At 45.8% G+C, this 26,755-nt stretch carries 26 protein-coding genes; 7 read left to right on the top strand and 19 right to left on the bottom strand.

All coding sequences use genetic code 11. The features are described 5' to 3' along the window. Positions 1-83 precede the first annotated feature (83 nt). Together V7R55_RS07460 and V7R55_RS07465 are read right to left on the bottom strand one after the other, a co-directional pair. On the bottom strand, positions 84-401 hold the full coding sequence (locus V7R55_RS07460; protein ID WP_334058715.1) for a DMT family transporter: 318 nt from the start codon (positions 399-401) through the stop codon (positions 84-86). Between the two features lie 111 nt (positions 402-512). Next, on the bottom strand, positions 513-1,115 hold the full coding sequence (locus tag V7R55_RS07465) for a LysE/ArgO family amino acid transporter (RefSeq protein WP_334058717.1): 603 nt from the start codon (positions 1,113-1,115) through the stop codon (positions 513-515). 215 nt (positions 1,116-1,330) lie between these two features. Here V7R55_RS07465 and V7R55_RS07470 point away from each other — a divergent pair, with 215 nt between their 5' ends. Further along, complete coding sequence (locus tag V7R55_RS07470) at positions 1,331-2,215, top strand: ArgP/LysG family DNA-binding transcriptional regulator (protein WP_334058719.1); 885 nt, start codon at positions 1,331-1,333, stop codon at positions 2,213-2,215. Positions 2,216-2,222: 7 nt separating this feature from the next. Here the strand turns inward: V7R55_RS07470 and V7R55_RS07475 are convergent, their stop codons facing one another. From V7R55_RS07475 to V7R55_RS07485, 3 genes are all read right to left on the bottom strand, one after another. Next, entirely contained in the window at positions 2,223-3,770 is a 1,548-nt protein-coding gene (locus tag V7R55_RS07475; RefSeq protein ID WP_334058721.1) for a diguanylate cyclase, read from the bottom strand. A gap of 213 nt (positions 3,771-3,983) precedes the next feature. Beyond that, complete coding sequence (locus V7R55_RS07480; RefSeq protein ID WP_334058723.1) at positions 3,984-5,156, bottom strand: diguanylate phosphodiesterase; 1,173 nt, start codon at positions 5,154-5,156, stop codon at positions 3,984-3,986. 161 nt (positions 5,157-5,317) lie between these two features. Next, positions 5,318-5,626 carry a hypothetical protein gene (locus V7R55_RS07485; protein WP_334058725.1) on the bottom strand — a complete coding sequence of 103 codons (309 nt, stop codon included), beginning with the start codon at positions 5,624-5,626 and terminating at the stop codon, positions 5,318-5,320. Positions 5,627-5,848: 222 nt separating this feature from the next. Here V7R55_RS07485 and V7R55_RS07490 point away from each other — a divergent pair, with 222 nt between their 5' ends. Next, positions 5,849-6,316, top strand: a complete 468-nt coding sequence (locus V7R55_RS07490; RefSeq protein WP_334058727.1) for a hypothetical protein — start codon at positions 5,849-5,851, stop codon at positions 6,314-6,316. On the opposite strand, the gene V7R55_RS07495 is transcribed toward V7R55_RS07490, so the two are convergent. The 13 genes from V7R55_RS07495 to gmk all read right to left on the bottom strand — a co-directional run bounded on the left by V7R55_RS07495 (position 6,313) and on the right by gmk (position 20,217). Next, complete coding sequence (locus tag V7R55_RS07495) at positions 6,313-7,494, bottom strand: NAD(P)/FAD-dependent oxidoreductase (protein ID WP_334058729.1); 1,182 nt, start codon at positions 7,492-7,494, stop codon at positions 6,313-6,315. The genes V7R55_RS07490 and V7R55_RS07495 overlap by 4 nt on opposite strands. Before the next feature lie 2 nt (positions 7,495-7,496). After that, positions 7,497-8,528: an ABC transporter ATP-binding protein gene (locus V7R55_RS07500; protein WP_334058731.1), complete on the bottom strand. Its 1,032-nt coding sequence runs from the start codon at positions 8,526-8,528 to the stop codon at positions 7,497-7,499. Then, positions 8,528-10,051, bottom strand: a complete 1,524-nt coding sequence (locus tag V7R55_RS07505) for an ABC transporter permease (protein WP_334058733.1) — start codon at positions 10,049-10,051, stop codon at positions 8,528-8,530. Before V7R55_RS07505 ends, V7R55_RS07500 begins: the two co-directional genes overlap by 1 nt. After that, positions 10,048-11,082 carry an extracellular solute-binding protein gene (locus tag V7R55_RS07510; protein ID WP_334058735.1) on the bottom strand — a complete coding sequence of 345 codons (1,035 nt, stop codon included), beginning with the start codon at positions 11,080-11,082 and terminating at the stop codon, positions 10,048-10,050. Before V7R55_RS07510 ends, V7R55_RS07505 begins: the two co-directional genes overlap by 4 nt. A gap of 9 nt (positions 11,083-11,091) precedes the next feature. Next, positions 11,092-11,901 carry a hypothetical protein gene (locus V7R55_RS07515; RefSeq protein WP_334058737.1) on the bottom strand — a complete coding sequence of 270 codons (810 nt, stop codon included), beginning with the start codon at positions 11,899-11,901 and terminating at the stop codon, positions 11,092-11,094. 342 nt (positions 11,902-12,243) lie between these two features. Continuing rightward, positions 12,244-12,717, bottom strand: a complete 474-nt coding sequence (locus V7R55_RS07520; protein WP_334058739.1) for a peroxiredoxin — start codon at positions 12,715-12,717, stop codon at positions 12,244-12,246. A gap of 1 nt (position 12,718) precedes the next feature. Beyond that, entirely contained in the window at positions 12,719-13,504 is a 786-nt protein-coding gene (locus V7R55_RS07525) for a class I SAM-dependent methyltransferase (protein ID WP_334058741.1), read from the bottom strand. Beyond that, on the bottom strand, positions 13,497-15,569 hold the full coding sequence (gene recG / locus V7R55_RS07530) for an ATP-dependent DNA helicase RecG (RefSeq protein WP_334058906.1): 2,073 nt from the start codon (positions 15,567-15,569) through the stop codon (positions 13,497-13,499). The genes V7R55_RS07525 and recG overlap by 8 nt, the downstream gene beginning before the upstream one ends. A 188-nt stretch (positions 15,570-15,757) precedes the next feature. Beyond that, entirely contained in the window at positions 15,758-16,465 is a 708-nt protein-coding gene (trmH, locus tag V7R55_RS07535; protein WP_334058743.1) for a tRNA (guanosine(18)-2'-O)-methyltransferase TrmH, read from the bottom strand. A 3-nt stretch (positions 16,466-16,468) separates the two neighbouring features. Next, positions 16,469-16,855: a RidA family protein gene (locus tag V7R55_RS07540; RefSeq protein WP_014975316.1), complete on the bottom strand. Its 387-nt coding sequence runs from the start codon at positions 16,853-16,855 to the stop codon at positions 16,469-16,471. Positions 16,856-16,879: 24 nt separating this feature from the next. Further along, positions 16,880-18,991, bottom strand: coding sequence for a bifunctional GTP diphosphokinase/guanosine-3',5'-bis pyrophosphate 3'-pyrophosphohydrolase (gene spoT, locus V7R55_RS07545; RefSeq protein ID WP_334058745.1), 2,112 nt, complete (start codon positions 18,989-18,991; stop codon positions 16,880-16,882). A 142-nt stretch (positions 18,992-19,133) separates the two neighbouring features. Continuing rightward, entirely contained in the window at positions 19,134-19,406 is a 273-nt protein-coding gene (rpoZ, locus tag V7R55_RS07550; RefSeq protein ID WP_179981967.1) for a DNA-directed RNA polymerase subunit omega, read from the bottom strand. A gap of 169 nt (positions 19,407-19,575) precedes the next feature. Then, on the bottom strand, positions 19,576-20,217 hold the full coding sequence (gmk, locus tag V7R55_RS07555; protein WP_334058749.1) for a guanylate kinase: 642 nt from the start codon (positions 20,215-20,217) through the stop codon (positions 19,576-19,578). A 278-nt stretch (positions 20,218-20,495) separates the two neighbouring features. Between gmk and V7R55_RS07560 the strand changes: the two genes are divergently transcribed. Further along, positions 20,496-21,167: an alpha/beta hydrolase gene (locus V7R55_RS07560; protein ID WP_334058751.1), complete on the top strand. Its 672-nt coding sequence runs from the start codon at positions 20,496-20,498 to the stop codon at positions 21,165-21,167. 164 nt (positions 21,168-21,331) lie between these two features. Here V7R55_RS07560 and V7R55_RS07565 read toward each other — a convergent pair whose 3' ends face one another. Beyond that, complete coding sequence (locus V7R55_RS07565) at positions 21,332-22,393, bottom strand: GGDEF domain-containing protein (protein ID WP_334058753.1); 1,062 nt, start codon at positions 22,391-22,393, stop codon at positions 21,332-21,334. Positions 22,394-22,590: 197 nt separating this feature from the next. Between V7R55_RS07565 and hemC the strand changes: the two genes are divergently transcribed. From hemC to V7R55_RS07585, 4 genes are all read left to right on the top strand, one after another. Further along, positions 22,591-23,529, top strand: a complete 939-nt coding sequence (gene hemC / locus V7R55_RS07570) for a hydroxymethylbilane synthase (RefSeq protein WP_334058755.1) — start codon at positions 22,591-22,593, stop codon at positions 23,527-23,529. Between the two features lie 77 nt (positions 23,530-23,606). Next, positions 23,607-24,338, top strand: coding sequence for a uroporphyrinogen-III synthase (locus V7R55_RS07575; RefSeq protein WP_334058757.1), 732 nt, complete (start codon positions 23,607-23,609; stop codon positions 24,336-24,338). Further along, on the top strand, positions 24,339-25,511 hold the full coding sequence (locus tag V7R55_RS07580; RefSeq protein ID WP_334058758.1) for a uroporphyrinogen-III C-methyltransferase: 1,173 nt from the start codon (positions 24,339-24,341) through the stop codon (positions 25,509-25,511). It abuts the gene before it with no gap. Next, complete coding sequence (locus V7R55_RS07585; RefSeq protein WP_334058760.1) at positions 25,508-26,683, top strand: heme biosynthesis HemY N-terminal domain-containing protein; 1,176 nt, start codon at positions 25,508-25,510, stop codon at positions 26,681-26,683. Before V7R55_RS07580 ends, V7R55_RS07585 begins: the two co-directional genes overlap by 4 nt. Positions 26,684-26,755: the final 72 nt, after the last annotated feature.

Consider the following 26,755-nt stretch of genomic DNA (forward strand, 5'->3'; position numbering starts at 1 on the left):
GTCAGTAAATTACTAACGGGCTTTTTTGTCGTTGTACCAATTTGGTTTAAACAGGGCCATTTCCCACAGAAATCAATTTCTTACTAGTGCGCGAGTTTGAGCACCACTACACCGGCCACGATAAGCGCCACGCCGAAGTAACGTGCTAATGACGACGGGTCGCCGTAAAACATCACCCCCACCAAAAACGTGCCCGCGGCACCTATCCCCGTCCATACGGCATACGCCGTACCTATGGGTATTTGTTTTTGTGCCATCCAAAGGCAGAAACCACTGGCAGCCATGAAACCTATGGCTAGCAGAATTCCCATAACGCGGGTTTCCGCTTCTTGCGACATTTTAAGTCCTACGGGCCATCCAATTTCCAGTAAGCCCGCAACAATCAAATAAATCCAGCTCACTTATATATCCCTTTAAAACAGCAGTTTTGGCTTATATGTAGAAGTATACTTATTCGTTGATAGCAAGATATTCAACGCATCTTAGTATTTTGCTATTCAGCGTTTTTCTGACTAAAGACTTGCCAACTGGATACTCACCATTCCAAGTACTGCTGCATTTAACCGATTAAACCAACGCCAAAAGTTGGGCCGCTGCATATGATGGGCAAAACGTGCCGTAAGCGTACTTAAACCGACAAACCAGACAATAGAAGCACCAATCGCACCACCCACAAACCACCATTTATTTTCCTGCCACTGGCTCGCCAAATTGCCCATTAGCAGCAATGTATCTAAATAAAAGTGTGGATTTAACCAGGTGACCGCTAGCGCAATAAGTAGCGCTTTTTTGAACGACAGCTGCTTCTGCGCCATTTCTAAAACAAGAGCATCATTTGCCAGCGAAGACTTTATCTTGTTAAAAGCGATCCACAACAAAAACGCTACGCCAGCCCACTTGGTAACCGTTACTAGCATTGGGTACTCTTGCAGTAACAAGCCAAAGCCCATGGCCCCCAAGCTAATAGAAATGGCATCGCTTAAAATAAATAGTAAGACAAATAGCGTGGTCCACTGTCTTTTCATCGACTGTTCAATCAGAAAGCTGTTTTGTGCGCCTACTGCGATAATGAGGGTGCCGCCCATTACAAAACCACTGGTTACTGCCGCCAACATGCTAAATGCCTCTTTAAATAATTAATGGAATTAATGTTCTATTGCTTAGTCTTTCATTGCTTGGCTTTTCGATGCCTAGCGCTAGATATAGCCAACCAAACAAGAATTTGAAGTGGCGCTATTTTATACAGCTTGCGATACTTAATTAAATTAATGATACTTGTATTCAATAAGTAAAATTAATAACTTTAACTTTCCTTTCACAGGCTTTAAAAATGCTCGATTACGATGCGCTTCGATGTTTTCATGAAGTACTGCGCTATGGTGGCTTCGAAAAAGGCGCTCAAGCGTTAAACCTTACGCAGTCTGCAGTTTCGCAAAAAATCAAACGCCTTGAACAAAGTGTAGGCGGGCCTGTGATGGTGCGAACCAAGCCCCTTCGTGCTACACCCTTGGGGCAAGAATTGCTTTCGCATATACAAAAAGTGAGCGTGCTTGAAGAAGCACTGAATATAAAAAGTGGTTTAGAAGCTTCCGCGGTACCTATTAGCGTAGCGGTGAATAATGATGTGCTTGCCACTTGGTTTTCACAAGTTATGGCAGCATTCAGCGAAAGGCGAGCCAACCCTGTTCACATTGTTAACGCGGATCAAACCCAAACCCGAGACATTCTTCAGCAAGGCCGCGTTATGGCGTGTATTAGTCAAACGGGCACACCGGTTACTGGTGGTCAGTCGATGAGGCTGGGAACTATGCGCTATCAGCTGTACGCGTCACCAAGGTTTGTTGAACGATATCTTCATAAAGGCATAACGCCTGAAAATGTGATGAACACACCAGGCCTTTTGTACGACGAACACGACGTGACACTGCTTACTGATTTTCAAAGAGAGTGTTTAAATATTGCGCCTACGTTTACGTCATGTCACTGGTATCCTTCGTCTCACGGTTTTGTAAAAATGGCGCTGGACGGCGTAGTGTGGGCTCTACTCCCGGCTCTTCAGGTGGCACAAGAAGTGAAAGAAGGCGAGCTTACTGCGCTTTTCCCAGACAAAGCACTAGCGGTTCCTCTTTTTTGGCACTACGCAACTCTCGAGTCGTCCGCACTTGCCGACCTTACGAAAGCTGTTAAGCAGGTCGCAAAGGCACAATTAAGATAACGCTATATTAAGAGCTAGTAGCATACTCGGCGTTTTTACGCTTTTCTTTCACGCTATACATCAACTTGTCGGCGTTGTTTAACAAGCTTGGTAAGTCTTTGTAGCGTTCTTTAGTGATGTAAGCTCCTACACTCGCTGTGGTGTTTATCACCACGTTATCTGTTCTGATATCACGCTCAGCTAAGCTTTCCTCAATGCGGGCAGCCAGACGTTCAGACTGACCTTCACTGTAGCAGTGACTTAATACCACAAATTCATCGCCCCCTAAGCGTCCCACGGCATCTTGCTCGCGACAGCGGCTCACTAAAATTTTTGCCACGACCTGCAAGACCTTGTCTCCTGCGTGGTGTCCATATTGGTCATTAATTTCTTTGAATTTATCGATATCAATAAACAACAAAGTTAAATAGCCACCCTCTTTATTGAAGCTATTCAGCAGCGACTGCGCCACGCCTTCCCAACCGCTGCGGTTTGACACTTTGCATAACGAATCTGTAGAGGCGCGTTTAAATGCACTCAGCCTATCATCATCAAGCTTTTTAACTTTTCTCGATGTAGCAACAGCAAAGATAAAAGCCTCAATAGTTATACCCAGCACGAGGGCGTATCGGTATAAAAATGGCGATACCTCTGTAAAAACCAAACGAAAAAGCATGGACGAGACCATCACTGCGATCCCAAGCATTACCAAATTTGCACAATGCACGTTGCGATACGCAGCATAAATACAACTTGCTAGCGTACACGTCATGGTTATGAGAGTTATCAAGCTCAACATGCTGTTAATTTTCATAGCACCTGAGACCGGAAGGATAAGCTGAACTACAGAAAACGCGAGTGCAGTACAAGCCATACCTAATAAAAACTGACGCTGCCACACTTTTAGTAGCGATTTAAAATCGAGAAGCTGGTCTAAAAATTTCACACCGGCAAAAACTGTGACCCCAGCAAATAATAAGTGCAGTTGGAAATTCGCAAGAAAAGGGACTTGCGGGAATATAATGTTTAATAAACCTTCTTGAAGCAAAAAGAATATGCCAGCGCTAAAAACGTAAAAGCTATACGAGTAAAACCCATAATTACGCATGCTAGTGCCGAGCATGCCTACGTATAGAGTAAGCGCCAAACAAAAACCAATAAATGAGCTCATTGTGAGCGTGTGGATAGAAGCAAATTTATGAAAGTCACTAAGCGGCACCACTTTAAACGAAACGCGGCGATCCACCTGTGCATTGATATCCAGATAAAAGCGCTTGTTTGAACTGTCGATCATGTATGCTTCGAAGGCACTAGATAATCTATCCACTTTGCGCATTTTGCTATCGTATAGCTGGTTGTAATTAATATAGTTCCGCGGGAAATACAGAACATACTGCGCATCGACATTACAGGTTAATTCGAGTCGCTGATCTCCCGCTTTAAGAGGAAAAATTGTCGAAGCCGGCCCATTAAATTTGTTTTCTAAATTGCAATTAGCAAGCGAGTGGGCACTTGCTGCAAACAAAAAAAGCCCGATAAATAAGCGAATGAAATTGCCTGACACACGCCATGTCATAGATTTGCTTCCTACTGGTACCGCAGCCAAATCCGTGTAGCAAAAATATCCCTGTACAGCTATTACACTAAGATAAGTTATGCTTGGTTATATTTAGGTATAAAAACCAACACACGTTAAGTTTAGTTTATAATTTTCAGCTCGCCTTAAAATTTTCTCCTTAAACACTTAAAATTAATATTTAGAAATATAGTAATCCAAGTTAACAAACCCTCAGACGCTGAACTGAACACCACTTACGCCGTTGAGTTTAGGCCTAGCAAATAAATACCCTTGAAAGCGTTGTACACCTGCATGCTGTAACCACAACCATTCATTTAGGTCTTCTACCCCCTCAACCACTAAAGGAATACCCATTGAATTCGCAAACTCCAGTACCGCCTCAGTAATAGCTTGCCTATGTCCATTTTCATGAATTCCTGTTGTGATTTTTCTGTCTAACTTTATTTTGTCCGGAGAAAAGTCTGCAAGTAACGAAAGCCCAGCATAGCCTGCGCCAAAATCATCAATCGCGATACGGATACCAAAAGAACGAATCTGTTCAATTGCGGTGTGAAACGCATCACTTTCACTAATTATCTCAACCTCAGTTACCTCTACGACTAACTGCTGGGGTTTAAGGCCTGAGGAAGTAGCAAGGCTATGTAAGTATTCGCCTACATTTGCTCGATGGGTAATAGCACCGGGACATAGATTTATCGACAGCGATTGTTCAGAAGAGATTAGCGCCGCCCCCTGCTTTATGGCAATAGCTTTCGTCTCCAAGTCAAATTCGTACTTATCCGCTCCGTCAAAACATCGCATGATATCTTCGGGATACTTACCGTCTTCGCTCCGTATGAGGGCTTCTATGGATGACACTTTCCCTCTACTTGTATCGACAATGGGCTGGAACGCAAACTGAATAGGGGAGTCTTTGTAAGGCATAATGTCTTTTTCTGGTGTGACTATATTTACCGTCAGATTTCTGCGGGCTTCATCAGTGAAACATGTGCGCCATTTACCAGAAGCAAAGCTTTTAAGAAGGGCAAACATCCGGCTTTCCCGTTCGAGTGTAATATCGGGGGGTAACCAGTAACAACTGCTGCCTTCTACTATTGATAAGGCTCGTAAATGCCAATCACCAAAACTTCTCTTGTGAACAACAATTTCCGTTACCTTCACCACATTATTGTGGCGGCTGTCTTTTTTTATGTGCTCAAATAGAATATCTACGTGCTCACTCTCACCTTCAAGTACCTGAAAAAAATACTCTCCGTCGAAAAGCAAAATACCCGTTATATTGTGACGTTCATTAAAGGGTAAAGAGTCACCAGTTATTTTTTGTAAACCTGTGTCATCTACGTGACCAGTCGAATGGCTTCTATAAACTAACTGTTTTAGCACAAGACCCCTCTTTTACTTCATACCCCGATCCATTCTAAAGCGAGGCTGATGTTGTAAATTTGCAGAACGTCCATTTATAGCCGCTGCGGGTAAACCCACATGAATAATCATAGTAGTAAAAACGCCGTTTTCACAAAGTAAGTTCATAAGCGAAGGTTTATTTAACGACGCTCAATGGCCGGTATCGCAAAGTAAGCATCTAAATCTGACTCTTTTAATGCTTCGAGTTTGCGCTTTCTTTGTGCCCTTTCGTTGATAGTTTCGCCGAACACTTCTACATGCAAATCAGCAATAAGTGCCTTACCTTCTTCTTTGCTGATCAAGCCCATTAGTTCGCCTGCGTGCATAAACCCTTGCACTCTGTACTTTTCTGCATCAACCTTCTTTCCATCTTTGCTCGCCTTGTAAAGACTAAGAAGCTGTGTTGTGCAGGCATCTATAAATGTGTCTTTTTCATTCTTGCTTTGCATTCGCGCATCCCTTTTATAAAACCTTTTTACCTTAATGATATTTAATCATTTTAGATAGCGCCAAAAAAGCTAGCTTAGCGTAGCGTTACCCTCGCCATAACGCACTAAAAAATAGCTACAACTAAAGTTCATTGGTGAGAACGCCATTTAACACCTACGCTTTATCAAGTGCTGAAAGTTTAACTTTCATGAAGTCACAGACAAACGTAAGCGAGCATCACTATGCGAGTAAGAATAGCCTTGGGAATGGTCACAGCCATGGCGTTTGCTCCTGCTGTTGCAGCAAAAGGAAATGCTCATCATTGGGAAACGTCACCTCATCATTTATCGGCACTAGTCGGTACCACTTACACAAAGGAGTGTGGCAATGCGTTTACCTTGGGCATTGACTATGAGTACCGACTTAGTGACTTTCTCGGTGTGGGGTTTGTTGCTGAATATGCGTTTGAAGATTTAGATGCCTACACATACTTGCTTGTTGCCGACCTTCACATTACCAACAATTTTATCGCACAAATAGGCCCTGGCGTTGAATTTCACGGCAGCCATAAAATGGAAGTAGCCCGGTTAGGTTTTTTGTATGAATTTGAAATGTCGGGCATTACCGTATCACCCCAGCTTCATTACGATTACCACAGAAACCACAAAAGCGCGGTTGTTGCCGGGTTGGCAATTGGTATGTCGTTCTAAACCACCTGCCCTGCTGCCCAGCCGCTGCTCCACGCCCACTGGAAGTTAAAGCCACCGAGCCAGCCGGTAACGTCAACCACTTCGCCAATGAAGTACAGGCCTTCAACGTTTTTTGCCATCATGGTTTTTGATGAAAGTTCGTTAGTGTCTACGCCGCCTATAGTGACTTCGGCGGTGCGATATCCTTCTGTGCCATTAGGCTTTATTTGCCAATTTTCTAGCGTGTCGGCAATAAGATCGCACTCGCCGTGAGTAAGTTGCTTTACCGGCACATTGCGCCAGTTATGATATTCAATAAAGCTTTGTACCATGCGTTTGGGGAATACTTTATTTAAGCAGGTAGCAAGTAGGGCATCTGGCGTTTCGGTGCGAGCAGTTTGTATAAGTGCCGTAGCATCGTCATTAGGCAGCGTATTAATGCTTAAACTGTCACCCGCCTCCCAATAACTTGAGATTTGCAGCATAGCGGGGCCGCTTAAACCTCGATGAGTAAAGAGCATCGCTTCTTTAAACGTAGTGTCATTACAGCTAGCGTATACATCCACGGCTATACCGCTAAGTTCTGCCAGAGTCTCTTTGTCTTTATCGTGCAAGGTAAAGGGCACAAGTGCGGCGCGTGTGGGTAACACGTTAAGGCCAAATTGCTCGGCAATTTTGTAACCGAATGGCGTCGCCCCCAGCTTTGGCATACTTAAACCACCGGTTGCGATAACTAAAGACTCACAGCTATATTCGCCGTTCGAGGTAGTTAGTAAGTACCCACCTTCAACTTTTTCCACGCTTGTAATTTCACAGCGAGTAGTAATGGTAACGTCTGCTTTTTTACACTCGTTAAGTAATAAGTCGACGATATCTTTGGCGCTGTCATCACAAAACAGCTGACCTAAGGTTTTTTCGTGATAGGCAATACCATGCTCGGCAACCAAGCCTATAAAGTCCCATTGGGTATAACGGCTTAGTGCCGACTTACAAAAGTGAGGGTTTTGCGAAAGGAAATTTTCAGGGCCCGCGTACAAATTGGTGAAATTGCAGCGACCGCCCCCTGACATAAGGATCTTGCGGCCTACTTTTTTGGCATGATCGAGCACTTCTACGCTGCGCCCTCGCGCGCCTGCCTGTGCCGCGCAGAAAAGCCCTGCTGCACCTGCTCCAATCACAATAACATCGCGCTTAATCAAAATTAACCTCTGGGGAACACGGCCAATGGGTGTGTTGTAATCAACTGAACGAACGCACGAGTATTTGGCTTAATGGCATTTTCGTGACTTACGCGTACTTTAAGTTCATCGCCGCTGTCTAGCATAACTGCATATAGTCTGCTTTCGCCTTCATAGCGCACCCACTCCACCGTGCAGTTTGTTTCACTGAGCGTTGCATCTAAACTTAAATCGTCAGGGCGTACCAGCAAATCTACATTGCCGTTAGCACCTTGAAGCGGCGTGCCTGGCACGTTTCCAATTTCAGTAACCACTGTGTTGTCTGCGTTTGCTGCGCTAGCATCGAATGTGGCACTTAAAAAGCTCGCCTCGCCCATAAAACGCGCAACAAAACGGCTTGCCGGCGACGAGTAACAGGCTTCAGGAGTGTCTAACTGCTCAAGCACACCTTTATTAAGTATACCCACTCTATCGCCAACGCTTAGCGCCTCTTCTTGGTCATGGGTTACCCAAATTGCAGGAACGCCAGCCTTTTTAAGCGCATCGCGAATTTCCCAGCGCAAGCTGTCTTTTAACGCTGCATCTAAGTTAGACAGGGGCTCGTCTAGCAATACGTAAGAAGGTTCATGCGCTAGGGTGCGGGCCAATGCAACACGCTGCTTCTGACCGCCAGAAAGGCGTGCAGGTTTTGCATCGCGGAAGTTATCTAGACCTAACAGTTTAAGCCAGTGATCGGCAAGCTTAGTGTCTTTTAAACGAAAACATACGTTTTGCTGAACGGTAAGATGGGGAAATAGCGCAAAGTCTTGGAACACCATGCCAACGTTGCGCTTTTCAGGCGGTACGTGTTTGCTTGCTGTACTTTCCCAATGACCGAGGCTCATAGCGCCTTCTGAAATAGGGATGAGCCCCGCCAAAGCTTGCAAAATAGTAGTTTTACCGCAGCCGGTTGGGCCTACCAGCATCAGAATTTCGTCTTGCCCAAGCTCAAGATTTAACTTGTCGACAACGCGGGTAGACCCATAATTCACTGACAAATTACTTACACTAAGCATTACGAACGATCATCCTCGGTAACGGTAAACTGGGCTTTTCTCTCGCCCGACAGCATGAGAACCAGCCCCACACCAGATAATAAAACAAGCAGAAGCCCAGGTACGGCAGCGCGGCCAAAGTAACCCGCTTCGTAAACACGCCACATATAGGTCGCTAGGGTTTCGAAACCTGTGGGCCCTAACATTAAGGTGGCCGGCAACTCGCGCATGGCTTCTAAGAACACAAGTGCCGCGCCCGCTATCATACCACGAAGGGTGAGTGGTAACGTAACTCGTATAAACGCCTCACGAGGGCTTGCGCCAAGTACACGAGCAGCTTTGACTAAGCCCGAATCTATATTCTCTGCAGTACTTCTTACGCTGCCCACCGCAAGAGGAATAAAACGCAGTACATAGGCCATAACCAATAAGCTTAAGGTTTGATATAGCGCAGGCAAGTACGTAAGCCCTACATATACCAGCGCTGTTCCCATCACAATGCCTGGCACACCAAAGCCGAAATAAGTAATACGCTCCATAAAGCGCCCAGCTTTACCCGCAATGGCTGCATGAGCCACAGGAATGGCTAGTAACACGGCCACAATGGCCGCGATGAATGACGCGTGGGCTGAATTCCACGCATAGCTTAATTCAAAGCCGCCAGTGCCCTCTCGCACTAACCACAGCGTAAAGATGGCGAGGGGAAGTACAATAGCCATAAATACAACGGGCATAGTTGCAAACAACATGAGATTGCGCTGCCAGCGCGCAGGAAATAAGGATAGGTGCCTTCCAGGACGTTCTTGTGCCCCACCTATTCGGCTTTCTATAAACAGAATGAGCCCAACAATCACCATCAGCTGTAGGCTTAGCATAGCCGCCTGACTCAAACCAAAAGCGTTATACTCAACAAAGATAACGCGGGTAAAAGTGTCGAACCCCATTATTGCGGGCGTGCCAAAATCAGATAAAGCGTAAAGCGCAGCAAGCAATGCCCCTGCTGCAACGCTATTAACCACGCGCGGTAGCACCACACGCCATAAACTTGCGCCAAGCGATAGACCCAGTGTACGCGCCGCGTTAACTAGACTTGCATCTAAACTCAGTAAGTTTGAACGAGTTGTCATCATTACAAAGGGATAGGTGTATAGACTCATGACCAGAGCCGAGCCCCACAACCCGCTAATCGGCGGGGTAGAAAACCCCAATACATTTTCTATTTCGCCGCCACGACCGAATGAAAAATACATGGCGAATGCGCCAATATAGCTTGGCAGTGCCAGCGGCGCGGCCAACAATATAAGCCAGAACCGTTTAAATGGCATTTGTACATAGGCAGTTAAAAAGGCAAGGGGCACACCAATAAGCACCGAACCAATGATAGTCAGTACAACAAGAGAAATTGTGTTGCCCAGAACACGGAGATTATGGGTATCGAAAAACTGCGCACTATCTTGGGCTAAAGAAAACAAAACGCCGACGGGCAATAAAGCCATCAGCGCAATAAGAAGTGCCAGTGGATACGACTTTGGCCAGTTTGTCACAGTACGCCAACTTCCCTCATAAGGTTGAGTGTTGGGCGTAAATCAGCCAGTTTACGAAGGTCCATTTCTGGTGGCGAAAGCGTACTTAAATCCGCTAAGCCCTGTGGTGGTTCAACCCCTTGAACCAAAGGTATTTCGTATGCCTCGCGAGCAAGGTAAGACTGCACTTCTTGCGACAGTAGATAACGTATAAAGTTAACTGGTAAGTCGCCGTCGCTCAATGCAACAATACCTGATGCATTAACTAAACAGCCCGCATCACCTTTGCTGTAAGCAAGGGCTACGTTTGCGTTTGGCTTACCTGATTTGAGACGCAAGGTGTAATAGTGATTGGCAAAACCAATATCTACTTCACCACGTTCAACGCCCATCACTACGCCAAGTTCGCCCGCATACTTTTTAGAGTGCTTGTTAATGCCTTTAAGCCAAGATTTTGTTGCTTTTTCGCCTTCTAAGATACGCATCGCGGTAACAAAAGACTGAAAAGACGAGTAAGCCGGCGCCCAGCCCACTTTTAAATCACTATCGGCTAATGCCAATACGCTTTCGGGAATTTGTTCAGGCTTAACGCGCTCTGTGTTGTACGGCAGCGTGCGCACTCGGCCTGTCACTGGTGACCAGCTAGGGTATTGAAAGTCTTCGCGAAGCTGCGCGCGCAAATCATCAGGCAAGGGTTTTGCGGCGCCAGCATCTGTTACAACGCCAATAGAGCCGGTGTCTACAGCCCAAAACAGGTCAGCACGTTTAACGCCAGCTTTCGTTTCTGCAGCAATGGTGTTTGCCAGCGCTGCCGAGCCACCACGTCGAACCTTTAAGTTCAATTTGGGGTTTCGTTTTTCGATGGCTTTAAGAACATTTTCGTACAAACCGCCTTCACCACGACCTAAATAAAGGGTGAGATCACCCTCTAATTTAGGCAAAGACTCAACTGACACGCTGCCTGTTTGGGTCATGGCGTGAGCAAAGCTAAACGGCAGGCTAGTTAATGCACCAGCTGCGGCTAGACCCTGCAAAAATGTTCTACGTTGCATACCCCTTCCTTAAAAAACGTCTTTACGACTTTTCTCTACTTCAACTAACAGTGCGCGAGCGCGATCAAGTTTAGTCTGCATAGATTCTACAACTTTACGCACGGCATCTACGCCCGTATCTTTCGAAATGGCTTGTGGAAGCGTTACGTTAAAATCTTTCTCTAGGTCTTCTACCAAGGCTGCGTCTTTCGCGATCAAGTCACCTTCTACACCTTCAAAACGTTGAAGGTAGGTGTCGTGAACTAACGTTGTTGCCACTTCGTGCAGCTGTTCTGCGTACTTGGCAACAACACGATCAAGACGTGTTTTGATATCGTCGATAACTTCAGGGCCTGTAGTCGGCTCTTTTTCAGTGGTTTGAACTTTGCCTACCAAACCTTTCTTCTGATATTGAGACGCAAGTTTAACTGCGCCTAGCGCCTGCCACAAGGCATGATTTAGCTTCTCTTGCTCTACGCGTACATCAGAAACGGGTTTACCTTCATCAATAGCTACCTTTACACCATAAATTCCTTGCCAAATAGAAGCATAGATAGGCACGTACTGGGTTTCGATAGCCGAGTGAAAATCTACTTCTTCCCAGTACTCGATTAACACGTCTGTTTTTAAAGACTTGTCTTTTGCTTCATACGCATCAACAACACTGCCAAACTTACTTTCTAACCAATGTACTTCTTCGGTGTACTCACCAATATGCGCGTGCAGGTTATTTACGTGATCACCAATTGCACCGTTAGCAAGCGCTTGTGAAGAAAACATCGATAAAGTAACGGCCGAAGCCAGTACTAGGGCGCTTATTTTTTTCAGTGTTATTGTCATAATTTTTCCTAAAACGTTTGTCTTTTCACGCAAATGATACTTATTATCATTAATCAAGTAAAGGTAACTAAACGAGGCTACACGCTAAGTAACGCAGCGTACTAGCCCTTAATTTATCTACGTTTTCGACCAAGAATAATGCAGATGAGTTCATTAACCCCCGCTGAACATATTGATATTCAACGCAATTAGCAAACTGCTAGATCATAGTTGGATTACATTTTAATGAAATTAGCGACCAAGTATACGCATATGTGAATTAATGAATGTTCACAAAAAGCTAAACGAAAAAAGCCCGCAACAATTGTTGCGGGCTTTAAGTATTTAACGCCTTTTTAAAAATTAAAGGCTATCTAACATGGTTTGCGCATCGCTCACGTCAAAACGACCAGGGTCTTCAACGTTTAGCTTTTTAACTTCGCCATCTTCTACAAGCATAGAATAGCGTAGCGAACGCAAGCCACCGAAATTACCTGTACTCATGTCTAAACCAATTTGTTTCGTAAAGAAACCGTTGCCGTCGGCCAGCATGGTAATTTCTTCTGCATTGTTTGCTTTACCCCACGCATCCATAACGAATGCATCGTTCACACTCAGGCAAATAATGCTATCAACACCTTTTGCCTTAAGCTTATCAGCAAGCGTAACATAGCCCGGCAAGTGGGCTTGAGAACAGGTCGGTGTAAATGCACCGGGTACCGCAAACAATACAACGCGTTTATCCGAAAACAGTTCGTTCGTTCCTGGGTTAGTTATTTCGCCATTTTCTAAAAGGCTAAAATCTACTTCAGGCAAAGTGCCCCCAACTTGTATCATGCTACTCTCCTAGATTTTTTTGACACAAATACACATCAAATCTGTGTTTTTTGCTTTCAATAGCCATTGATGCTTTTATTCCTGCCAGCACGTCTGCACTGTTTGGGCGTTTAACCACTACCCGGTGCGTAGCTAGCTTGAGTGCTGGCGGTAACAGCGCATCTGCGTCTGGGTCATGACCAAGCAGTTGCTGAAACAGCCGCATTTCCTTTTTCACCAAGGCTGACTTCTTTTTATGTGGGAACATGGGGTCTAGATAAATAGCGTTCACATCCTCACCAGTGAAGTATTGCATTACCTCAGCGCTATTTCCATGTTGAAGCGACATTTTAGCTGCAAGTTCTGGAAAACTAAGTGCTAATCTGCGAATACCGTCTTCAAGTAAAGCGGCAACCACAGGCGAGCGTTCAATCATAGTGACCTTGCAGCCCACGCTTACCAACACAAATGCATCACGACCTAGTCCTGGCGTCGCATCCACTACGTGCCACGCTTCATTGCCTTTAAGGCCAATCGCTTTCACGATGGGCTCTTTGCGCCCACCGCCATGTTGTTTGCGATACAAACTAGCAGGCGAAGCAAAATCAACCTCAACCGGATTCACTTTTTTCTCGCCTGCGTCGGCAAGGCCAAGCACGCCGTTTTGAGCCTGCAAATACAAGCCTTCGATAGGCTTTTCACTGCTACAGATAACAGGAAAGCCCCATTTTTCGCTAATTGCGCTAATTAGCGCAGCGTCTTCACTATTGCCGTTATCGCAAATAATCAAAGGCACACTCTTAAGCATGACCGTATTGCTCCTTATGCCCTATCCATCTATTGATAATTGCTTGGGCGTGAGAAGGATATTTATCCCAAAGGGTATAGGCGATTTCCTGAACTTTTGGAATGAGTGCAGCGTCGCGAACTAGATCTGCTATTTTAAGCTCTGCCATTCCGGTTTGTTTTGTCCCCATAAACTCACCTGGGCCGCGAATTTCCAAATCCCGCTGTGCTATATAGAATCCGTCATTTGATTCTCGCAATACGCCAAGGCGCTGAGTAGCGGTTTTGGATAGCGGGCTTTGGTACATAAGTACGCACTGACTTTCCACCGCACCCCGCCCTACTCGGCCACGTAGCTGGTGAAGCTGTGCTAAACCCAAACGTTCAGGGTTTTCAATAATCATAATGCTGGCGTTAGGCACGTCTACGCCTACCTCAATAACCGTAGTTGCCACTAATAAGTCTAGCTTGCCATCTTTAAAATCAGCCATGACCTGCGCTTTTTCAGCAGATTTTAAGCGCCCGTGTACCAAGCCAACGTGTAAGTCTGGCAACGCTGTACGCAGGGTAACCGCGGCATCTTCAGCGGCCTGACACTCCAATACTTCCGACTCATCAATAAGCGTACACACCCAATAAGCCTGTCTGCCATTATCTTTACAAGCCTGACGCACGCGTTCTATCACATCGGCCCTGCGTGTATCTGGTAGCACAACGGTTTGTACCGGCGTTCTGCCCGGTGGCAGCTCATCTATGACCGAGGTATCTAGGTCGGCATAAGCTGTCATGGCCAGCGTTCTTGGTATAGGTGTTGCCGTCATAATTAGCTGATGAGGGTAGCGACCTTGCTGTTCACCTTTATCTCGCAGGGCCAAACGTTGATGTACACCAAAGCGGTGTTGTTCATCCACAATAACCAGTGCTAGCTGCTGGTAGTTCACGCTTTCCTGAAAAATAGCATGCGTACCCACCAACATTTGAATATCTCCAGCTTCTAAGCGCGCTAAAACTTCATTGCGAGCTTTGCCTTTTAGCTTTCCGGCAAGCCAGCCTACTTCAATACCTAAAGGTTCTAGCCAGCCACGAAAGTTATTCGCGTGTTGTTCAGCCAATAGCTCTGTTGGCGCCATCAGCGCTACCTGGTGACCAGCTCCAATGGCTGACAGTGCTGCCAGTGCCGCCACTAAGGTTTTACCCGAGCCCACGTCCCCCTGTACTAAGCGCATCATAGGCCGTGCATGCTGCATATCTTTTTGTATATCTTCTACAACCCTCGCCTGCGCGCCGGTAGGTGAAAATGGCAATTGTCCAAGCATCTTATCAATAAGCGGCTGGTTCACACTAATTGGAATACCGGGCTGTGCGTCAGATAGTTTGCGTACTTTCAATACGCTTAAATGGTGTGACAACAGCTCTTCAAGAATTAATCGATACTGAGCAGGGTGCAGCCCCTCTTCCATTTCGTGTACGTCTACATCTGGTGGTGGGCGATGCACCAAATGAAGCGCCTCATTAAGGCTAATTTGGTCATCGTAAATGCCGTCGGGCAGTAGGTCAGCTAGCGCGCCTTTATCTAGAAGTTTTAGAGCCTGATCAGTTAAATTGCGAAGGGTCAACTGTTTGACACCGTCTGTGGTGGGGTAAACTGGTGTCAGTGATTCTTCTGTGGGTGGCGCGTCTTCGTCCACTAGCTTAAATTCGGGGTGCATCATTTCAATGCCCCACTTGCCAGTACGCACTTCACCGAAACAGCGCACCGTATTTCCCGGCGTCATAATTGACCGCTGCACGGCACCAAAGTGGAAAAAGCGCAAAGTTATAGTACCCGTGCCATCACTCAGTTTTACCACCAGCATGCGTTTTTTGCCGTATTGAATGTCGGCGCTCATTACCTCGCCCTGCACGCTTACATGGGTAAACGGGCGGCACTCAGCCACGCTATAAATACGGGTTCTATCTTCGTAGCGATGAGGAAGGTGAAACAGTATATCTTGAAGGGTAAACAAGCCTATTTTATTGAGTTTTTCTGCCACCTTTGCGCCTACGCCTTTAAGCGCAGTAATGGGTGTAGTGGCCAGTGCTTGCATCAAGCGATATCCTTCTTTTGGAACATTAACTATGAAACCTTTGAATTGGCACAAGCTGGTGTTATTCAACGTGTTATAGAAAAAGAAGTGTAAAGGATTGTTCAGGGGTTGGCGAGTACGCTTTAGGCCAGTTTTTTACGCTGGCCTATACAAAAGTGACAGTAAAACCAAAACTTGTACATTGGTTCTTAGTCGGTTTCTAGCGCGTTGGCTTCTGCTTTAGTAATTTGCATTTCTCGCCACCAACTATCATCAGCATCGACTTCACCGATAGCGTTAATAGCAGGCAAAGGCAAGCCTTTGCGCTGGCACAGTTTGTACAAACGCGGGTAACCGTTTTGAAATGCCAATGCCTGACATTCTTCTTCCGGCAACTGCTGTGTGTTGTACATACCCGCAATAGTGCGCTGTCGCTGGGCTTCATAGAGAACCAAAGCTGCGGCCACCGATACATTTAACGACTGCACCATGCCCATCATAGGGATAACGATGTCATGATCGGCAATGGCTTTTGCCTCATCAGAAGCACCGTACTTCTCTTGTCCAAACAAAATTGCGGTGGGTTTAGTGTAATCAACATCACGAAAATCGACAGCGGTATCAGATAAATGGGTGACCAACACCTGCATGCCTTGGCCTTTTAGTTCAGCCATCGCGTCGTTGATATTATCGTGATTGGTTTGGCGCACCCATTGCTGACTGCCCATAGCCGTGCCACGACGAAACTGGTATTTCTTTTCCCACACTGTGTGCACGCGGTGAATACCTACTGCATCACACGTTCTTACTATTGCCGAAACATTATGGGGCTTATGCACATTTTCAAGGCATACCGTTAAGTCAGTTTGCCTTCTTTCCAGCACTTGTCTTATGCGCTGGTAACGCTCAGGTGACATGGCTTACTCCGGCAGTTCCATCACACCATCAATTTCAATCTGTGCGCCTTTAGGCAATGCTGAAACCTGAACCGCAGCGCGGGCTGGGTAAGGCTTGGTGAAGTAACGGCTCATAATTTCATTAACCGTTGCAAAGTGACCAAGGTCAATAAGAAAGATGTTCACTTTCACTAAGTCGTTTGTAGTACCGCCAGCAGCATCACACACCGCTTTAATATTCTCGAAAACTTGTACTGCTTGCGCTTCAAAGTCATCAGAGACCATTTCCATTGTTTCTGCAACAAGTGGAATTTGGCCTGAAAGGTAAACGGTAGTGCCAGCTTTAACCGCTTGGCTGTAAGTACCAATAGCAGCAGGTGCCTTATCGGTCTGAATAATAGACTTAGACATAATAGTTCCTAAATTTTGTAGTAATTAGTGTCGTGATTGACTATGACGAGACACTTTCTGAACTTCCGGCATAGTGCGTATCTTCTTCATTACGCGAGCCAAGTGCACACGGTTGTGCGTGGTAAGTTCAAGGTCAATAAAGTAGATGTTACTCTCTTTTTCTTCAGTTTGCAGACCAATGATGTTGGAATCGCAGCCTGAAATAGTGTTCGTTAATGTTGCCAGTGTGCCCTGATGGTTTATCAGCTCTATACGCAGTGACGCTTTGAATTCGCCTTGCGGGTTGTCGTCCCATTGCATAGGCAGCACGCGCTGTGGCTCTTCTCGCGTTAGCTTGCGGATATTGTTACAGCCAATTTGGTGAATGGTCATACCGCGACCTGGACTTAATACCGCTACAATTTCATCGTCGGGAATAGGATGACAGCAGCGAGAGTAGTGCACAAGCAGGCCTTCTGTACCGCGAATTGCTACATTGCCTTTCTTGTCTGATAAATCTGTTGTGCTTTCACCTAATAAACGACGCGCTACGATTGCACTTAGTTCGTTACCCAGGCCGATATCTACTAGCAAATCGTCAAAATTAGCGTGCTTGGTTTCGGCTACTACACGCTCAATATCAGCATTAGGGATATCATCTAACTTAACACTGCCTAACGCATGACGAAGTAGACGGTTCCCCATGTTCACCGCTTCTTGGGAATGCTGTTTACGCAGATACTGGCGAATACGGGTTCGCGCACGAGCGCTCACCACAAAGTTCAACCAATTTGCATTAGGCTTCGCCTTAGGCGAGGTAATGATTTCTACGGTTTGGCCATTTTCAAGGGGCTTACTTAAGCTGAAGTTTCTGCGCTCAACGCGCACACCTACGCAGGTATTACCTACATCAGAGTGTACCGCGTAAGCAAAGTCGACGGCGGTTGCGCCCATTGGCAATTCGATAATACGCCCGTCTGGCGTAAACACGTAAATTTCATCAGGAAACAAATCAGTTTTCACCGATTCGATAAATTCGAACGACGAACTGGCCGACTGCTGAAGCTCAAGCAAGCTTTGCATCCACTTGCGAGCACGAAGTTGTGCAGTAGTGCCGCTATCGCCTGGCTCTTTATAAAGCCAGTGGGCCGCTACACCTTTATCTGCCATCTGGTCCATTTCCTGAGTACGGATTTGAATTTCAACAGGAATACCATGAGGGCCAATTAATGACGTGTGTAACGACTGATAGCCGTTGGTACGCGGAATAGCGATGTAGTCTTTAAAACGGTTTTCAATTGGCTTATACAAGCCGTGCATAGCGCCAAGCGCGCGATAGCAGCTGTCCACTGATTTAACCACTATGCGAAACGCATAAATATCCATTACCTCGTTGAACATGAGTTCTTTGTTTTTCATTTTCCGGTAAATGGAATATAGGTGCTTCTCGCGGCCTAATACATCAGATTCTATCTCGTAGGCATCAAGGCGTGTCTTAAGCTCTTCGCGAATATTCTCGATGATTTCTTTACGATTTCCCCGAGCCTGACGCACGGCAGATTTTAATGCGCGATGTCGCATGGGGTACATTGCCTGAAAACCTAAATCTTCAAGCTCATTTTTAATATCGTGAATACCCAAGCGATGGGCAATAGGTGCATATATTTCTAGCGTTTCGCGAGCTATGCGACGGCGCTTGTCTGGACGTAAAGAACCCAGCGTGCGCATATTATGGGTGCGGTCGGCAAGCTTGATAAGAATAACCCTGATGTCTTGCACCATGGCCATCATCATTTTGCGGAAGTTTTCCGCCTGCGCTTCTTGTTTCGTGCTAAAGGCAAGTTTATCTAGCTTACTAACACCCTCTACCAGTTCGGCAACAGTCTCACCAAAAGCTTCAGCTAAATCTTCTTTGCTGTAATGGGTATCTTCAATAACGTCGTGTAAAAGAGCCGCCATGATCGTTTCGTGATCAAGGTGCATGTCGGCAAGAATACCGGCCACGGCAACAGGGTGAGTGATATAGGGGTCGCCACTTGAGCGCATTTGTCCATCGTGCGCTTCTTGGGCTAGCACAAAAGATTCCTGAACCAGCTGTACGCGTTCAGCTGATAAATACTCTAAAACTTTCTGCTTTAAACCTTCAAACAAATACACAGTGGAGCGTGACCCTTATCTAACGTTACAACCCTAAGAATACGTTTTATTGTGCAATAAGCCAATACACCAAAAGTAAAGCGCCAGTGCTTTTTTCAAAGCACTGGCGCCAAAATATCGATAAAACCGTTAAAAGGAGGTCTTACTGATCAGATAGAATGTTTGCTACTGATGCAAATTCAGCGTGTTCTTGCTGCTCTTGTGCTTGAAGTTCAGCTTGTTCAAGTGTCGATGCAGTTACAAGACCTTCCTCGATTTCACGAAGTGCTGTAACAGTTGGCTTGTCGTTTTGAACGTCAACCATAGGATCTTTGCCTTCAGTGGCAATTTGACGTGCACGGCGTGCAGCAACAAGCACTAGGTCAAAGCGGTTACCAATTTTATCTACGGCATCTTCTACAGTTACGCGAGCCATGTATTTCTCCGAAAATTAGGTTGAGCAAGTTATTCAAAAAACGGCCGCGTAGTATACACAGATACGTAGCGCGATCCTAGCATTTTGTTTGAATTTGAAGCAGTCAGATCGTGCAAGATGTGCAGCGATCGCAATGCGTTTAAACAAAACACTTATCGTTTGGTAAAGCTTACGCGCTACCGAGCAGTTCGTCCAATAGCACTTGATGACGCATTTGCTGTTTTGCCGTGCGTAGACGCTGGGCAGTAACAATGGCTTCTAAGTCACTTAATGCAGTCGCAAAATCATCGTTAATGATCACGCTATCAAACTCACTAAAATGAGACATCTCTGCTACAGCCTGTGCCATACGCCCAGCAATGACTTCTTCGCTATCTTGACCACGATTATTTAATCGCTGTTCAAGTACATTTAGCGACGGTGGAAGAATGAAAATACCACATGTATCAGGCATAAGCTTTTTGACTTGGCGAGCGCCCTGCCAATCAATATCTAAAAACACATCAATACCGCGGTGCAACGTCTGCTCAATTGTCACGCGAGATGTGCCGTAATAATTGCCAAACACTTCCGCATATTCAAAAAAAACGCCCTGTTCGATAAGCGCTTCAAACTGCTCTCGGCTTACAAAATGATAATGTACCCCGTCTACTTCACCTGGACGCGGTTGACGCGTGGTATGAGACACAGACACCTGCATAGGCGTGGCTGCATTGCCTTCATACTTTTCCATTAGTGCCTTGATGAGGCTTGATTTTCCTGCTCCTGAAGGAGCAGCAAGAATAAATAAATTGCCGAGTAGTGAAGCCATAGGGTATTAAAATTCTATCAAAATGTGGTTATTTCAAGTGGCAATGATAGCATATGAAGCCATTGCGCCGTAACTGTGATTATCGGGTTTATCCATTGATGGTTTGTCCAATTTAATCGCAGGCCGGTGTTAGCAAAATAAATAACAATTATAATTTTCTGAAGATGATGGTGACAGAAAAAGTACTCTGACCCCACGTTTTTTGGAAAGGACAGAGATTGCCCGTGAGAAAGGATAACCATTGGTAATAGGGTAACAACAAAATTAGGAAACAAAGAATGACTCAGCAACTTCTGCCGTGCGTAGAGATAAATCCATCCACTACGCCTGATGCCTGCGTTATCTGGCTACATGGTTTAGGCGATTCTGGCCACGGTTTTGCGCCTATCGTGCCCGAATTAAAGCTTCCTGAATCAATGGCAGTCAAATTTCTATTTCCCCATGCACCTGAACGCCCCGTTACTATTAACGGTGGAATGCGTATGCGAGCATGGTACGACATTAAATCACTGGATTTTGAAAGCCGCGCAGACTTAGAAGGCGTAAAAGAATCTGCTGCACAAATAGAAGCACTTATTGAAGCGCAAATTGAAAGTGGTATTCCCAGTGAACGCATAGTACTTGCTGGATTCTCGCAAGGCGGTGTGATTGCACTTCACTTAGCGCCTAGATATAGCCGTAAGTTTGCTGGCGTTATTGCACTATCAACCTATATGTGTGAGCCATCGCTACTTGCAAGTGAGGCAACAGACACAAACCGTGAAACGCCAATTATGATGGCACACGGTGAACAAGACGAAGTGGTACCCGTATTCATGGGCAACGCGGCGTTTAAAACACTTAGCGAGAGTGGTTTCAACGCTACTTGGCAAACCTACACCATGCAGCATAATGTCTGCATGCAAGAGCTTAATGACGTAAGCGCTTGGCTTCAGAAGGTTTTAAACTAAGTTTTTTGAGGCATTATCCAGTGTGGTTCCAGTGTGATAGCTAGCTACAATACGGCTAGTTATCGCACTGCGTCGAGCGCCGCTCAAACTATTACAATTACATCCACGGGTTGCACTTATGGTTTGTCACTGAACGCCAAAAGCAATATGTTTTAAACATCTTGCTATTCTGCAACCTGATTTCTGCCCCCATTTTTTGCCTTATAAAGATTATCATCGGCTTGTTTTAAGCTAGCGTGCAGCTTGTCGTCGGTAAGCGCGGTAGCCACGCCAAAGCTGGCGGTAATATTGTGATTGATATCACCTTCTACAAACGGGCTTTCTTCAACAACTTTTCTCGTCTTTTCCGCAAGCTTTACGCCTTGGCTCAACGGCGCCAGAGGAAAAAGTACTAGAAACTCTTCTCCGCCGGTACGCGCAACGATGTCTGATGCTCTAACAGCATCCTTGATAATGCTAGTGAAGTGAATTAGTACCTCATCACCGATATCATGCCCATAGGTGTCATTAATCTTTTTGAAGTGGTCTATATCGACAACCACTGCGGTTAATGGGAAATAGGCGCCAGGGTCTTTCATAACGCGTTCAAAAAAGACGGTTTCTAAAAAGCGTCTATTCGGTAACTTGGTGAGGGGGTCAGTATTCGCCTGCCTCATGCGCTCTAAGTTTTCACGCAGCATTTCTTTTCGGCTTTTGTGCCAGAAATTTTCACCAATAAAGGCAACGCAAATAAAGCAAAAGGTTGCAATCAAAAACCGAGAAACATGTTCATCAGGGTATTTCGCAACGATGACATCTTGGTTGTAGAGCATATAGATAGCAAGCACCATGGTGACTGCAACATAAACCATGGCTGGCTTGAATCGCACCACTATTATTTGAATAAATATCAGAGGGAAAATGAAATATAGGCCTGTGCTATTCAACCCTCCGGTATAAACCAGAGCATTAATAGTAAATAAAACGATAACCCCTGCGACATAGTAAAAGACGTCACTTTTCGGAAAAATATGCGACAGCGCAACATTGAGATAAATCACCGAAGCAGAGGTAGCTAAAGCGCCTACTAATAGTGGGTTATCCGTGCCCCAGTTAAGCCATGCCATGAACGCCATAATGGTCGCCCCGACGTAGGAAATGAAGTACAGCGTTAACCTACGCCTTTTTTCTTCAGCCCCATCTTGCTGTGCGTTTTTTAGCAATTGTCCTACTGGCGTGTTGTCCATACTAACAACTGTACTCCCCAAATTTATAAGCGCACTTTTTCATGGTTGTAATCATAGACGCATATTTGCACAAAAACCAAGTAGAAAACTGCGCCTAATTTCAAACATTAACGCAGAAAATGCGTATACTACGAGGTATCTCGTATAGCGTTGTGTTACAACGTTTAAGTTTCTTTTTTACAGAGTTTGGAATAGCCATGAGTCACCTCAACACTACCCGCACCGTTCGAATTGCTACTAGAAAAAGCGCGCTAGCGCTTTGGCAAGCAGAGTATGTGAAGGCAAAATTAATGGAGCATTATCCATCAATGACCGTTGAGCTTGTGCCTATGAGTACACAGGGCGATAAAATTTTAGATACGCCATTGGCGAAAATTGGCGGTAAAGGGCTGTTCATTAAAGAACTTGAAATAGCCATGCTGGAAGGCCGTGCTGATATTGCGGTTCACTCAATGAAAGACGTTCCCGTAGAATTTCCTGAAGGTTTTGGCCTGCACGCTATTTGTGAACGCGAAAACCCGTTTGACGCCTTTGTTTCAAATGATCACGATAGCCTAGACGCGTTACCACATGGCGCAGTAGTGGGCACGTCGAGCCTTCGCAGACAGTGCCAAATTCGTAAATATCGCCCCGATCTCATCATTAAAGATTTGCGTGGCAATGTGAACACGCGATTAGCAAAGCTAGATGCGGGTGAATACGACGCTATTATCCTAGCTTCTGCAGGCCTTATTCGCCTTGAAATGGAATCTCGTATTCGTATGCCGTTGCCTGCTGACATTTCGCTGCCGGCTGTAGGCCAAGGTGCAGTAGGTATTGAATGCCGTAACGACGACGAAGAACTAATTAACTTGCTACAAGCGTTAAATCATACCGACACCAACACCCGTGTTACCGCAGAGCGCGCCATGAACGAAAGATTAGAAGGCGGCTGCCAAGTACCTATTGGCAGTTTTGCTACACTTGACGGCAACACATTAACGTTAACCGGCATGGTTGGGAAACCAGATGGCTCTGAGCTGCTGTTTGCGTCGGCTACCGCATCCCGCGAAAAAGCCACTGACATCGGCGTTGAAGTGGCTGAGGCGCTTTTAGAGCAAGGTGCTGGGGAAATTCTTAAAGCACTTTATAACTAAGTTATATTTAGTAGAAGCGCGCATTCCTAAACACGTAGGAATGCGCAGCAAACTTAAAAGGATGAGAGTTCGATAGAATGCTTCTGTTCACGCGCCCACTGCCAAAATTAAAAGCAAGTGCTTCAGCTTTCGAGCAAGCGGGCATTAACGCGGTAGGGATAGCCACCTCTGACATTATTGATATCTCATCTGAACGAAAAGCCGCAGCGGAGTATTTAGCTTCCAATACAGTAAACGCAATTATTGTTACCAGCGTATACGCTGTGAATAGTGTTATTTCGGGGCTGCGTAACACAGCCACCCCACTCCCTTTGATTATCGCCGTTGGCGATGCCACAGCTCGCAAACTTAAGGCAGGCCTTGAAACGATTTCTTCGGCAAACGTTATTACTCCAAAGGTTCATACATCCGAAGGTATACTGGCAATGCATCAACTTAATGAGGCAAACTGTCAGCATGTCGTTATTATTAAAGGTGAAGGTGGGCGAGACGCCATAGCAAAAGGGTTAGACGAAAACGGTATTTTAGTAAATAGCTTTTGCGTTTACAAAAGAGAGCAACTTACACGCCCAATTTACACAAAACGGTGGAAAATAGGCGAAGTTAGCGGCATTATCGCTACAAGCGAAGCAATGGCACTGCAATTGATAGAACAATTTGGTGACGCGCTCATAACCTTTAAATGGTTAACTGTTAGCAGCCGAATAGCCAAAACCCTTAACAGCAAAGGTGTTAAAGAGGTAGCGGTTTGTCAGCGAGCCACCGATCAGGCACTCATCGCCTGGGTAAAGGATAACTGGGAGTATTGAATGGCCAACAATAACGAAAATAGCCCACAAAAAGAGGAACTCGTAAAAGTGGAAGCTGAAAAAGAAGTAATTGAGTCTTCTGCCACGCAGAGTGAATCGACTGAATCTGGCACTAAGAAAAAGAAATCATCAGGCAATGGCCTGCTATGGTTCGTTGTAATCATTTTGTTCTTAGCCGTAATAGGTATGGCTGGCGCGGGCTACTGGTATTACATGCAGCAGCAGTCGGCTAGCGCAGATTCCGCCAACACACAGCAAAGCAACACGGCAAAGTTAAACAATATCGAACGAGAACGTAGCGAAATCTTAGCGTCTCTAGAAGAAGTGTCGCGAACGAATAAAGCTCTACAAAGTACGGTCGATGAACTTAAGTCTGAAAACGAGAAACTTAGCCTACAGACCGAGTCTACGCTTCAACAGCTTAACAATTTGGAAGGTCGCCGCCCAGCCGACTGGCTAATAGCAGAAGCTGACTATTTAGTTCGCATGGCGGGCCGAAAGCTTTGGCTTGAAAACGATGTTCGCACAGCAATTTTGCTATTGGTTAATGCAGATAAGCGCTTAAAGTCTTTGGCTGACCCGTCGGTACTACCCGTTCGCGCTAACCTAGCTGAAGATATTCAAACGCTACAGCAGCTAAACCCTGTATCGCAAAGTTCGGTAGCGCTTGCCCTTACTGGCATGATTGCGCAAATCGACAAGCTGCCGTTGGATACCTTCGAGAAACCAGAAGATGCTAGCGCAGAAGACACCACCTTGTCAGAATCAGCCGACGACTGGCAGGAAAATTTAGCAAAAGTATGGCGCTCATTGGTTAACGATTTTCTTACGGTTAAAACCATTGAAGGCCCGGTTGAGCCGGTGCTTTCATTAGAAGCGCAGTTCTTGGCAAAAGAGCAGCTTCGCCTACAGCTTATGCATGCACAAACCGCCGCGCTTCAAGGCGATGCGGGTCTTTACAACCAGTCACTTCAGTACGCACAAACGCTGCTTATTGAAAAATACGATACTGAAAAAAGCCAAGTAACTGGCTTTGTAGATGCACTACAAAACCTAATTGCCACCGATATATCACGCCCTATTCCAACAGAGTTAGCGTCACAAAAACCGCTAGAGCGTTTATTGGATAGCCGTGTTAAGCAGGTGTTCGGACAAGGAGCAAGTGCACTATGAAATGGTTAGCTATTGCCCTTGCGGTATTAGCCGCATTCGTTGTTGCGCTTATTGTTGGGCCAATGATACTTGGCGATAAAGGTTACGTACTTATTTCCCTAGGCAGTACTGCTATTGAAATGACCGTGATCAGCTTTTGTATTTTGGTCATTGGTGCCGTTATCGCTTGGTATGTGTTATCCCGTTTTGTTTTGTGGGCGTTAAGCTTAATTACAGGCTCACATAAATGGTTCGGCACCTTAGGTGAACGCAAGCGCAAGCGCGCGTTTTACGATGGACTGCACGCTATGGCCGCAGGTGACTTTGAGTCGGCACAAAAAGCATTAGGCAAAACCACCAACGGTGATTTTGAAGGCGTGAACTATCTAGCCTCAGCGCAAATTGCTTTTGCCAACGACGACTTAGCCAAAGCCCGTTATTTTCTGGTTCAGGCCACGGACTTTCCGAAAGCGAAAGTAGCGGCAACAGTCATGCATGCACGCATTGATGTAGCTGAAGAAAAGTTTGATGCAGCGCTAGAAAAGCTTAACGAACTAGACGAGCAAGACCGTGACAACAAGCAGGTTGTGCAGTTAAAAGCGCAAATTCTTGCCAAGCTAGGTAAATGGCAGATTCTTCAAGAGAATTTATCGGGCTGGCGTAAAGCCTTGCCTAAAGCTGACTACACCACGTGGAGCCAGCGTATTGCTAAAGGTAAGTTTGCCGAAATTGCCAGTAAGCAAGGTGCCGTTGAGCTAAAATCGTATTGGGATACACTGCCCCGCAAGCTGCGCCACGACGACGCTTATCGCGCCGCTTATGTTCAACAACTTCTTGACCAAGGTATGCATGCCGACGCTCAAAATTTATTAGTTGAATGGCAAAAACGTGGGCCGAACAGCGCGTTATTCGCGCTGTTCGCTCAGCTTAATATTCCTGATGCATCGCCATCATTACGTCTACTTGAAAGCTGGATAAAGCAAGACGAAGAAAACGTTGAGCTTTATTCCACGCTAGGTCAAGTGGCGTTCAACTCTGGTGATGACGTATTGGCGGAAAAAGCCCTGCTTAAAGCCACAAAAATGAAATCGCGCAAAGAGGATTTATTGCTTCTGTCTGCCATTAGCGAGCGCAAACACGATACTGCCGCCGCACTTCAGCTTTACAAAGAAAGTCAGCAGCTAGCAGTTTAGCCACATGATGTCGCCAAGCTAACCACGCGTGGCGAGTAAACTGAAAAGCCCCCATTAGTTGACGTTTCAACT

The sequence above is a fragment of the Alteromonas sp. S005 genome, from assembly GCF_036864475.1.
GTDB lineage: Bacteria > Pseudomonadota > Gammaproteobacteria > Enterobacterales > Alteromonadaceae > Alteromonas.